At 70.4% G+C, this 11,288-nt stretch carries 7 protein-coding genes and 2 pseudogenes; 5 read left to right on the forward strand and 4 right to left on the reverse strand.

The genetic code is table 11. From position 1 onward, the window contains the following. Positions 1-112: 112 nt before the first annotated feature. Positions 113-652: pseudogene (locus CIB93_RS35805) on the reverse strand (DUF4192 domain-containing protein); the annotation flags it as partial. Between the two features lie 137 nt (positions 653-789). Between CIB93_RS35805 and CIB93_RS35810 the strand changes: the two are divergent. The 4 genes from CIB93_RS35810 to CIB93_RS35825 are packed head-to-tail and all read left to right on the forward strand — an operon-like array spanning position 790 to position 6,629. Next, the gene (locus CIB93_RS35810) at positions 790-2,247 is read left to right on the forward strand and encodes an integrase (protein WP_096632966.1); all 1,458 of its coding nucleotides are present in this window, start codon (positions 790-792) and stop codon (positions 2,245-2,247) included. Further along, on the forward strand, positions 2,247-3,983 hold the full coding sequence (locus CIB93_RS35815) for a hypothetical protein (RefSeq protein WP_096632967.1): 1,737 nt from the start codon (positions 2,247-2,249) through the stop codon (positions 3,981-3,983). Before CIB93_RS35810 ends, CIB93_RS35815 begins: the two co-directional genes overlap by 1 nt. Continuing rightward, on the forward strand, positions 3,980-6,142 hold the full coding sequence (locus tag CIB93_RS35820; protein ID WP_096632968.1) for a hypothetical protein: 2,163 nt from the start codon (positions 3,980-3,982) through the stop codon (positions 6,140-6,142). The genes CIB93_RS35815 and CIB93_RS35820 overlap by 4 nt, the downstream gene beginning before the upstream one ends. Before the next feature lie 7 nt (positions 6,143-6,149). Next, on the forward strand, positions 6,150-6,629 hold the full coding sequence (locus tag CIB93_RS35825) for a hypothetical protein (protein ID WP_096632969.1): 480 nt from the start codon (positions 6,150-6,152) through the stop codon (positions 6,627-6,629). A gap of 108 nt (positions 6,630-6,737) precedes the next feature. Here CIB93_RS35825 and CIB93_RS35830 read toward each other — a convergent pair. Together CIB93_RS35830 and CIB93_RS35835 are read right to left on the reverse strand one after the other, a co-directional pair. Continuing rightward, a pseudogene (locus tag CIB93_RS35830) lies at positions 6,738-7,172 on the reverse strand (DUF4192 domain-containing protein); the annotation flags it as partial. 396 nt (positions 7,173-7,568) lie between these two features. Then, positions 7,569-9,728, reverse strand: a complete 2,160-nt coding sequence (locus tag CIB93_RS35835; RefSeq protein ID WP_096632970.1) for a RecQ family ATP-dependent DNA helicase — start codon at positions 9,726-9,728, stop codon at positions 7,569-7,571. A gap of 318 nt (positions 9,729-10,046) precedes the next feature. Between CIB93_RS35835 and CIB93_RS35840 the strand changes: the two genes are divergently transcribed. Then, positions 10,047-10,688, forward strand: a complete 642-nt coding sequence (locus tag CIB93_RS35840) for a hypothetical protein (protein WP_096632971.1) — start codon at positions 10,047-10,049, stop codon at positions 10,686-10,688. A 78-nt stretch (positions 10,689-10,766) separates the two neighbouring features. On the opposite strand, the gene CIB93_RS35845 is transcribed toward CIB93_RS35840, so the two are convergent. Further along, positions 10,767-11,288, reverse strand: a 522-nt coding sequence (locus CIB93_RS35845; protein WP_257002518.1) for a hypothetical protein, incomplete at its 5' end; no start/stop codon positions are given.

An 11,288-nucleotide genomic window follows, 5' to 3' on the forward strand; every position in this document is an offset into this window, starting at 1 on the left:
CGAGCACGTCCGTCAATCAGATCTCGATGAAGCGAAGGAGTCTCATGCACGTCCAAATGCTCACGAGTCACGGCCCCCGAGTCGAGCGGATCACCAAGTTGGTGCAGTTAACAGACCAGGACACCCAGCCCGCCAGGGTGAGTGGGGCGGCGGCGTGCTCCCGGTACGACCCGACGCAGCGCCGGGCCAGTGTCCGCCAGAGGCGCAGCGCCGCATGCGCTGTTGGTCCTTCCATCCAGGCGGCGGCCTTGTCCCGGGTCTCCCGGTCCTGGAGCCCCAGGATGACGGCGGCGGCCTCGTCGGGGGCGATCAGCTGGTCGTCGCCGGCGTCCGAGAGGGCCGGAGGCGCGGGCTGCGCCCCCTCGATCCGGGCCATGAGTGTGCGGGCCCGTTCAAGGGTCTCCGCCGCGACCGCTTGTTTGGCCTGCTCGTCGAGCATCCTGATCATCAGCGACGGCCCTGCCTCGTCCAGCGCCCTTTCCTGGGCGGATACCGCTGCCGGGGCCTGCCAGGGCCGGAGCCTTGCTTCCATGTCACGCAGCGTGCCCCGGACGTGGACTCCCGCGTAGGTGGCAGCCGCGGCCATCACCGTCGTACCGGGCATGGCCAGGGGTTTTCCCTGTTCGGGGCAGCACCGGGGGTCGGGGCAGCAGTTTTCTCTCGCACTTCTGCCGTGTCTCGATAGGCGATGACCTGCGGTTTTTCAGTTGGTCGTCTTTGTGTCTCGTTCGGGTGACGCCAGCAGGGATCCGGCGAGGCGGATGGGTGTGATCCGTACGCTCCCCGGCCGTGGAGTTGGTGTTCTTCAAGTCCGATGGCTGGGAGACGTGGGAGCTCGAACACGAGCCGGTGATCCCCGAGCAGATGCCGGTCCTGGTCGACAGCGATCTGCGCTTCGATGACGGTCCGGCATCGCCGCGGCCGTTGGTGGCGGTGAACCAGTGGCTCAGAGAGCTGCCCTTGAACGGATGCCCGGAGCCGGGGTCATGGGGCGTCTACGCCCGCGCCGTACGGGACTGGGCGGTCTTCCTCCGCGATCACGGGATCGGGCTGTTTGATCAACGCGACGCGCTGAAGTCCGGGCTGAGTGCGTACGCGGTGCACCGGGGTTGCGGGCCGCTGGACGCGCGGCTGGCGGCGACCACGTGGAACCAGCACGTGAGCATCCTGTCGCTCCTCTACCGGTGGGCGGTGGCGGAGGGATATACGGATGCGGAGCCGTTCACCTACCGGCAGGCCACGGTCTTCTTCGCCGACGTTGTCACCCGGCGCCCGGTGAACCAGGCCGTCCGGCGGGTGCCGAAGCCGCACGTGACGATCAAGTACCTGGAGGACGACTTCGCGGAGCTGTTCGTCCGGGGCCTGCGGGGCCTGGGGCCGGACGGGGAGGACGAGCAGTTCCGGGGACGGGAGTTGGCCCGCAACGGCGCCGTGGGCAGGTTCACCCTGGACACGGGGCTGCGGTCGCAGGAGTTCACCTACTACCTCGCAGTCGAGCTTCCGCCGCTTCCGCCGGTTCCGACCCGACTGCCGGTTCCGCTGCCGGTGCCGTCCGGCATCGCCAAGGGCCGCAAGTTCCGCACCACCTGGGTGCCTTACGACACGCTTGCCGAGCTGCACCGATACCGGGACCTGGACCGGGCCCTGGCTGCGGACGGCTCCAGCTGGCGGCCGCCGGAGCGGTGGGGACCGCCGCTGGTGGTGACCGAAGCCGACCAGTGGGGCGGGCGGATCAACGGCCGTCGGCTGTCCTGGCAGGACCTGCGGGCCTCGGAACGGCGGCGCCTGGTGGCGCCCGACGGCGGGTCGATGCTTCTGGCGGTGCGGTCGGACGGCGGTCCGTTCACCGCCTGGCCCACGGTCTTCTCCCGGACCGCGGACCGCATCCGGGAACGGTTCGAGCCCCGATTTCCGCACGTTTTCCCGCACCGAACGCGGCACACCTTCTCGATGCAGACCCTGGCCCGGCTGGTGAGCGGCTACTACCAGCAGGCCGCACGGCTGGTGAAGGACACCGACGCGGACGCCGGCCTGACTCTCTACCTGGCGAAGGCCGACCCGTTGATGGTGCTGCGGGATTTGCTCGGTCACTCCAGCTGTCTGACCACGGAAAAGTACCTGCGGCGGCTGGATATGACCCGAATCTTCCGGGATGCCTACGAACAGGCCGGCCGGGACTACGGGCTGATCAGTGACGCGGAAGCCGAGCTGGAGGCGGACGCCGAATTCGACGAGGACGATATCTGATGACCGCTGCTGTTCTCCACGATCCCGTTGGCATCTCCTACGTCACCGCTGACGGCGTTAACCGCCAAGGGCTGATGCCCCCTGGCCGCTGTCCGGAGCTGTCCCGAGACCTGATGCTCGGACTGGTCAACCTGGTTCATCCGCACGGGAGACTGGCCTCGCGGTCAACCGTTGACAAGCACCTGATCTCGGCCCGGCGCCTGGTGCTGTTCCTGGACGCCCGCGGATTCACCGGCGGCGCCGGGGACGTGAGGCGGACGGACCTGATCGAGTTCTGGATGTCCGCCCGGTACTGCGACGAGCGGCACACCAGGATGCTGCTGAACGCCTGGGACGACGAAACAGGACGGCTCCCACGGCAGATCCGTCTGATGACCGAGGGCCGCCCGTTCAACCAGCCCAGCCGGACGGAAGCCTTCACCCCCTACACCGAAGCCGAGTGGGCCCGGCTGATCGACCTTTGCCGCAGAAACGTACGGGAAGCCGTCACCGCTCACACCGCAGCCGTCGCCGGCGCCCGCCGGGGCTGTGATCCCCGCGAGAGCGGAGTGTGGTCCGCCGACAACCTGAGCTGGCTCCAGGCTCACCACGGCCCGATCACTTATCTCCAGCTGAAGTTCTCCCTCGGGGTCCGGCAGAAGACGGCCCTGGCTGTCCGCCGCCTGATGATCGACACGAGGACGGCTCTGTTCCCACTGCCGGACACGGTGATCTCCTACCAGCTGCTGTTCGGGGCCTACACCGGGATCGTCCCCGACGGCATCGATGGACTCGGGCTGAGCGATGTCGAGTGGGCCGGCGATTCCGAGGTGCTGCTGAACTACGTCAAGGGCCGCACCTCCCGCGAGAGTTTGAACCTCTCCCGCAGGGCCGTGCGGCTGCTGGAGCGGTGGCTGGAGCACTCGGCCCTGCTTCGGTCCCATACCCCGGAGGAAGACCGCGGGGTTTTGTGGATCCGCTACTGTCCCCGCCGCCGCGGCGGGGGTGGGGACATCGTCGAGACGGCGCGGATGACGGACATCTCCGTGCGGGCCTGGGTCCGCCGGCACGGTCTGCTGGACGACACCGGCGCCCCGTTCCCGGTTCACCGGCAGCGGATCAGGACCACGTTCCACAGCCACCGCGACCGACGCGCCTGGTCAGGAAGCCCCCGGGCGGTGATCGACCCGAACCACACCCCCGCCGTCGAAGGCGACCACTACCTGACCGCGGCGACCCCGGCTCAGCAGCAGGCGGTCCAGGCCCTGATCGAAGAGGCCCAGGGTGATCTCGTCCGCCGGGCCCAGGCTCCCACGGTCTTGTCCGAGGAGGCCACCGTCGCCCTCGCACGGGACTACCCGCAGGTCATCGCCCGGCTGGAACTGGATGACACGGCGATCAACGAGCTCGTGGGCGGCGAACGGGATGTGTTCGTCGCGGCCTGCGCGGACCAGCTGGCCGGGCTGCACGGGCCGAAGGGGAAGCCATGTCCCGCCCGTCCCTGGGTCTGTCTGCTCTGTCCACTGGCTGTCTTCGCTCCGCGGCATGCGGTCAACTTGCTGCGGCTGAAAGCCTTCTTCGCCCGGCAGTGGCGGCACATGCCGTCCGACCACTTCATGGCCGTTTTCGGCCCTTATGCCCAGCGGGTTACCCAGGTCCTGGACCACTTCGACCCGGCGGTGCTGGCCGAGGCCGCCGGTCAAGTCGCCGACATCGATGACGAGTTGCCCCTGCGACCCGAGGAGCGAACCGCATGACCGAAGCCCTCGCCGCCCCGGAGGCGGCGGCGTCCTCGCCGTTCGCCGGCGCCGATGTCTTCGAGCTGGCCGGATGGTCCCGGGAGCCCGGTTTCCCGCGGCCGATGTTCGACGAGGACGTGTGGGATCTGCGAGGCATCCAGGGGCGGCCGAAGCAGATGTCGGCCGGGCAGTTGGTCTGGGACTTCACGAAGATCATCAACCCGCGGTGGCGGCTGGTGGCCAAGGAACTGCTGATCGCCTATTGCGCGCCGGCCCATCCGGCCGTTGCCCAGTTGCCCCGGGCTTATCGCACCCCTCGGGCCCTGGCGACCACCGCCCGCTTCGTCCCTCTCTTGGCCCCCTGGCTGAACTGGCTGACTGGCCAAGGAGTCGAGAGCCTGAGCGAGGTGAGGCAGGAGCACTGCCAGCGTTACCTCCACTTCCACAGCAAGATCCGTGACAAGCACGGGCGCCCGCTCCGGGATACCAGCTCCTCGCAGAAGCGGGCGATCGTCACCACGATCATGGATCTCGCTTTTTACGGCGAGTTGTTCACCAGTGACCGTTACCAGCCGGATTTCCGCCCCTGGAACTTCGCCCGGCCTGCCACGGTCGCCGGCAATGCCAAGCAGGCGGAGAACAAGACCCAGCCCGTTCCCGAGCACATCCTGACCCCGTTGCTCGCCGCCTGCCTCTACATCGTGGACGTCCTCGGACCCCACATGGTCAGGCTCCTCCGACAGGTCGAGAGCCGCCCGGGCAAGACCGGCGGGCACCGGCCGCGGACCGCCGACCTTGCCCGGGCGCTGGATGAACACCGATACCTCGGGGAACCGCTGGTCGAGATCATCGACCGCCAACTCGACGAGCGGCTTGCCCGGGGCTGGGACCGCGAAGACCCGCTGCTGCGGGTGAGTTTCCAGGCGCTGACAACCCGGGCCGGCTGCGGCGAGTTCCGGGCCTCGATGCTCACCCCGGCCCTTCGCAGGCTCACCGAGGACGCCCTCGCCGAGGTCGGCCTGGCCAAGCCCTGGGGCCGCAGCCAGCCGACCGTCCCCCGCGCGGACACCCTGGAGCTGGTGCCCTGGACCCTGCCTCTGCACACCCGGGACGTCCAGGACCTGGCAGGCATCGCGCGGCAGGCGGCTCTGACGGTCATCGCGACCCTCTCAGGCATGAGGAACAGCGAGCTTGCCGAACTCCTCGTCGGATGCCGCCGCACCACCGAGATCGGGCCCGGCCTGGTCCGCCACAGCCTCGCGAGCAAGATCATCAAAGGACAGAAGCTCGGCGGCCTCGATGACGAGTGGGTCGTGCTGGAGGAAGTACACCGGGCGGTCGCACTCGCCGAACAGCTACTCGCGGCCCCTCTTCCCGGCCAGTCGCTGTTCGGACGGGTGAGCTTCCACGCGGGACACACCCGCGCTCTTCTCCCTTTCGTCAACGGCCCCCGCGGCCAGCGGCTCGGACTCACCCCCATCCCCGACGGCCAGGTCAACCTGCGGATGCTCCGGCGAACCCTCAGCATCGAACTGGCCTACCGCCCCAACGGCATGCTGGCCGCGAAGATCGCGCTGAAGCACCTGTCTGTGGTCACCACCGAGGGATACACCGCGCGACCCGGCGGAGCCCAGGCCAAACTGCTGGCCGAGGTCAACGAGCACGAACAGGAACGCAACCTCGCTCTCGCCGCTGACGAGTTCCGCAATTACCAGCAGGGCATCATGCCCAGCGGGCCCGGGGCCCGCGACCTGATCGCCTTCTTCCACCACGTCGACCACGAGCTCACACGGCAGGCAGCTGCCTCACCCCACGTCCGGTCCAGCGATCGGGACCTCCGCAATCTCCTGGCCAAGCGGGCGGGCACCCTGCACCTGGGGACCGCGAACTACTGCTGGTTCGCCGACCCCAGCAAAGCCCTCTGCCTGAAGCTCGCCGGAACCCCGGACGCCAGCAGACCCCTGACAGGAATGTGTGATTCCGCGCGCTGCCCGCAGGCCACCCACCACCCCTGCCACCGGCCCGTCTGGGCCGAGAACGTCACCCGGACGAAGACCTTCATCGGCTCCCTCAGCCGGTCCCAGAAGGGCGAGCGCCTCCGCCTCCAGGCCGAGCTCGACCGCGCTCAACGCGTCCTCGACGAGATCGACAGCGCTGCCAGCAACAGCACCCAGTGAGGGACCCATGCGAACCAACGACGACCAACGACAGCAGGCCGAGGACCGCATCCGAGCAGCCATGGACCGTCTCCTGCGGGGCGAGATCCCGCCCGGCGGGCGATGCGACATCAAGACCCTCGCCACCCAGGCCGGGGTGAACCGCACCGGGTTCTATCCCAAGGAGGGACGGCCCGGCCCCTTCCAACACCTGGCCGAGGAGTTCACCCGTCGTCGCGATCTTCTCCAGCAAGCAGGCACTATCCCCGACCCGCGCGAGGCCCAGATCACCCGGCTCAAAGAGGAGATCACCAACCTCCGCCGACGACTGGACGAGCGCGACACCGAGGTCCAGGAGCTGACCGACTTCAGGCAACAAGCGATTTCGCGGCTGGCCGCACAACACCTTGAGATCGAGAGCCTGCGTCAACAGCTCAGCGACGGATCACACCGACAGGTCACGAACTTGCCCCGCCCACGACGCACCACAACCATCGGCCCCTGCTGAGCCCCGAATGAGACATCACGCCGCCAGAGCCACGACGCGCGTCCGCTGCCAGACGCCGTCCACCCGCAACACAGCGGCCCGGGACACGGAGAGTGCAGGCAAAAACCGCCAGGACCAGTAACGGCCGTCGGAGATGCAGAGCGCTTCGAGCACAGGCACGTCCAGGGCTCCGCACGCCGTGCGCAGGCGCTGCGCGAACGGCCTGAGGCGCTCCATGGTCGGTTGTCCGCCCGAGCCGTCCGGCGAGTCCTGGCAGAGGAAGATCACGATCGCGTCGGGCCGTCCTTCGCGGCGCTCGCTCCCCGAGATCAGGCACTCCGCGAGCTGATCGGCGACCGGCCCCCATTCGCCGGGCGCCTGCGGAATGCCGAGCCGCAGACGGCCGCCGAACCGGCCGCGGCCGCCGTGCAATGCCACCATCACAACGCTGTCGTTGGGGTAGAAGCCCATCAGATACGGCAGGGCGTCGGCGAGTTCGGCGGGGCCGCGCAAGGTGATCTGCTGTTCGTCGGCCGGGCCGGTGGATTCGTGGTGCTTGTTCATGGCTCGACGATCCCGCGCTCCGCCACATCCGAAAACCCCTGTGGATAACGTTATCCACAGCCTGGCCCGGCCGTTCGCGGTCTGTCGGGCCATCGGGTTCCATGGAGAGCTGTTCCCCGGCGAGCGAGCCGTTCCGCGGGGAGCTTTTCCCCGGGCGAGCTGTTCCCGGCGAGCCGCCGACGGGCCGGGGCTGCGGTCGTCCAGTCGGTCTCCACCGCCGCTGGAGCGGTGGCCCGCACGCGCGCGACGGCATCTCGGAAAGGGCACTTCATGTCGGACTCAGGCGCCGTCAGTACGCGTCATGCGTTCGATGCCCAAGCCCGATCCCGTCGGCCTGTCCCGGTACGCCCGCGCCCTCGGCGTCCGAGCGGCGACGAGCCCCGGGGCGGGCCATTCTCAGCCCGCCGTGGCGAGAACCAGGGGAAGCACCTGGTCGCCGCCCGCCCGCCGGAGCAGCCGGGCGGCGACCGCGAGGGTCCAGCCGGAGTCGGTGCAGTCGTCCACGAGCAGGACGGGGCCGGGCGTACGGGCCAGGGCGGCGGCCAGCTCCTCGGGGACCGCGAAGGCGCCGGAGAGCGCCCTGAGGCGTTGGGCGGAATTGCTGCGGCGGGCCGTGTGCGCGCCGTCCGGCCCCGTGTACGCCAGGGTGCCCAGGAAGGGGAGACGCCCGACGGACGCGATCCCCTCGGCGAGGGAGCCGACCAGCCGCGGGCGGGACAGCGACGGAACGGCGACGACTCCCACCGGACGGGCGGAGGCCTCCGGAGCCTGGGACGCCCAGCCGCCCGGTGAACGCGCCCAGTCGGCGAGGACGGCCACCGCGGCCTGGAGAACATCGTCGGGGACCGGGCTGTCGGGGGCGTTGTCGGCCAGCAGGGGGCGCAGGCGGTTGCCCCAGCCGATGTCCGAGAGCCGCCCCAGGGCACGCCCGGTGGAAGACTGCTCCTTGGCCGGAATGCGTCCCTTGAGGTCGATGCCCAGTGCGGACATTCCCGTCGGCCACATGCGGCGCGGCTCGATCTCGATCCCGGGGCGGTCCAGCTCCTTGGCCGCTCCCGTCAACGCCTCGGGCGATACGGCGGAGTCGGCCCAGGCGCCCGCGCAGGTGTCGCAGCGGCCGCACGGGGCGGCGCCTTCGTCGTCCAGTTGCTGCCGCAGGAACTCCATGCGGCACTGCGACGTGCTCACGTAATCGCGCATGGCCTGCTGCTCGGCCGCCCGCTGGCGCGCCACCCAGGCGTACCGCTCGGAGTCGTAGACCCATGGCTCACCGGTGGCGGTCCAGCCGCCCTTGACCCGTTTGACCGCACCGTCCACATCGAGGACCTTGAGCATGGTCTCCAGCCGGGTGCGCCGGAGCTCCACCGCCGCTTCCAGGGCGGGTACGGACAGCGGCCGGCCCGCGTCGGCGAGGGCCGCGAGGGTCTGGCGGACCTGGGTCTCGGGCGGGAAGGCGGTGTCCGCGAAATAGCGCCAGATGGCCTCGTCCTCCTTGCCCGGGAGCAGCAGGACATCGGCGTGGGCCACTCCGCGACCCGCGCGCCCCACCTGCTGGTAGTAGGCGATCGGCGAGGACGGCGAACCGAGGTGCACCACGAACCCCAGGTCGGGCTTGTCGTAGCCCATGCCCAGGGCCGAGGTCGCGACGAGCGCCTTGACCCGGTTCTCCTGGAGGTCGACCTCGGCCTGGAGCCGGTCGGCGTTCTCCGTCTTCCCGGTGTACGAGGCCACTGGGAAGCCGCGCTGCCGGAGGAAGGCGGTGGCCTCCTCGGCCGCGGCGACGGTGAGGGTGTAGATGATCCCCGAGCCCGGCAGCTCGCCCAGGTGCTCGGCGAGCCAGGCCAGGCGGTGCGCGGCATCCGGCAGCCGCACGACACCGAGCCGCAGGCTCTCCCGCTCCAGCGCACCGCGCAGCACCAGGGCCTCACCGGCACCGGTCCCCAGCTGCTCGGCCACGTCCGCGGTGACCCGCGCATTGGCGGTCGCGGTGGTGGCCAGCACCGGGACGCCCGCGGGCAGCTCGGCCAGCATCGCCCGCAGTCGGCGGTAGTCGGGGCGGAAGTCATGGCCCCAGTCGGAGATGCAGTGCGCCTCGTCGACCACCAGCAGACCGGTGGTGGCCGCGAGCCGGGGAAGCACCTGGTCACGGAAGTCGACGGAATTGAGGCGTTCCGGGCTGACGAGGAGAACGTCGGTCTCGCCGCGCTCGACCTCCCCGTAGATGGTCTCCCACTCCTCCGGATTGGCCGAGTTGATGGTGCGCGCCCGGATTCCGGCCCGCGCCGCCGACTCGACCTGATTACGCATCAGGGCCAGCAGCGGCGAAATGATCACCGTGGGGCCGGAGCCGCGACGGCGCAGCAGGGCGGTGGCGACGAAATACACCGCGGACTTGCCCCAGCCGGTGCGCTGCACGACCAGCGCCCGTCGGCGCTCCTCGACCAGCGCCGCCACCGCCTGCCACTGGTCCTCGCGCAGGCGCGCCGAACCTCCCTGGTCGCCGACCAGCTCAGCGAGGATGGCGTCGGCCTCGGCACGCAGCTCCTGGTTGCTCATGCCCCCATGCAACCTCACGGCACTGACAACGGCACAATCCGCGGCCCTGCGCACCGATGGATGTTTCCGCTGGTCCTCACGGTTCAGGGGTGACAGGTGGAGTCATCGGGGGCGCGCCTGGGCAGGGATAGCAGGGATATCAGTGTCATTCCGGCTGATTCCCGTCAGTCACAGCAATTGCTCGTTGCCGCCTGCCGGTAGGCCAGGAAGAATTGGAGCCGCCCCCGCACAGTTCCTTATCGGGCCCGGAAGGGCTGTGTCGCGGCGCGCCCTCACTCGACCCTGCCCGCACCATGGGCGCGTAGCGAAGGGAGGACCGTGACCTTCGGATTCGCCCCGTCCGCAGCCACTTCGACAGCGGCGTCCTCGGTTGCCGCGGACTCCGTCAACCGCCTTGCCCGCATGCTGGAGCCGGCCGAGTGGGCCTCGGCGGGCATTCCTCTGCTCCGCAGTCCCCGGGAGGTCGTCAGCGGCCTGCACTCCCGGCACCGGCCCACCCCGGCCACCGCGGTGGTCGCGGTCCTCGACCACGAGGAACGACTCACCGCCAGCGCCTCGTTCGCTCGCCGGGCGACGGTGGCCGCGGACGGCTGGGAGTTCCGCAACGCCCTGCTGGCCCAACTCCGACGGGTCGTCCCGCACGATCTGCGCCGCCGCACCCCGGTGCGTACGGCCGTCCTTCTGTACTGCCGCGAGGGCGACGAACGGTGGACGGAGGAGGACGGCGCGTGGATGTGGGGCCTCCGGGACGCCTGCACCCTGCACGGGCTCCGGTGCGGGGCCTACATCACGCTGACGCGTGGGGGCTGGCAGGTGCTCGGGGAAGGCAGGGGCGGGCGGCGGCCCAGTTCCCTGTCCGAGCCGTCCTTGCTGGCCGACGCCGTCGCCGAGACCCGGCAGGCTCCGTCGCGGACGGGTGGCGGAGCGGTGGAGGTGCTGCGGCGCACCGCCGCTCGCTGACCGGGAGCCGGCCGACCGCACTCCGCCCGGTTTCTCCGGCTGCCCGCAGAGGAAGCCGGAGAAACCGGGCGGTACGGCTCAGACCCCGGCGCCCAGCGCGGAGTTGATCGTCTGCGGGTCGCCGCAGACGATCAGCAGGGCGGCGGCCCGGTCACGCGCGACGGGCAGGGCACGGGCCACCGACTCGTCGGCGTCACCGTTGACCGCGACGACGACCACGGGCCGGGAGGCAGCGCGGCCCACGGCGGCGGCGTCAGCGAAGAAGACGTCGTCGCCCGCGTCGTGCTGGGCCCAGTAGGCGGCTTCGCCGAAGGACAGCTCGTGGGCGGCCCACGGGTGGAGTTCGCCGGTGGTGAGCACCAGGATGTCGCCCGGTGCCCGGCCGGACTCCAGCAGCAGGTCGACCGCTTCCTCGGCGGCGTCGAGGGCGCCCGCGGCCGGGGCCGGGATCAGCTGCAGCTGCGGTGCGGAACGATTCTCCGCCGGCTTCGGGTGGTTCGGCGCCGGAGCGGCCGGAGCCGCGGGGGCGGGGTGTGCGCGCTGGGCCGGGGGCGCGGGGCGCGCGGGGCCGGGGCGGCCGGGACGCGGTGTGGCCGCGGA

This window comes from Streptomyces sp. WZ.A104 (assembly GCF_002382885.1).
GTDB lineage: Bacteria > Actinomycetota > Actinomycetes > Streptomycetales > Streptomycetaceae > Streptomyces.

What these genes read in the sequence shown, in the direction of transcription:
- CIB93_RS35815 (WP_096632967.1), top strand. Translation starts at nt 2,247, where the DNA reads ATGACCGCTGCTGTTCTCCACGATCCCGTTGGCATCTCCTACGTCACC.
- CIB93_RS35820 (WP_096632968.1), top strand. Translation starts at nt 3,980, where the DNA reads ATGACCGAAGCCCTCGCCGCCCCGGAGGCGGCGGCGTCCTCGCCGTTC.
- CIB93_RS35825 (WP_096632969.1), top strand. Translation starts at nt 6,150, where the DNA reads ATGCGAACCAACGACGACCAACGACAGCAGGCCGAGGACCGCATCCGA.
- CIB93_RS35835 (WP_096632970.1), bottom strand. Translation starts at nt 9,728, where the DNA reads ATGAGCAACCAGGAGCTGCGTGCCGAGGCCGACGCCATCCTCGCTGAG.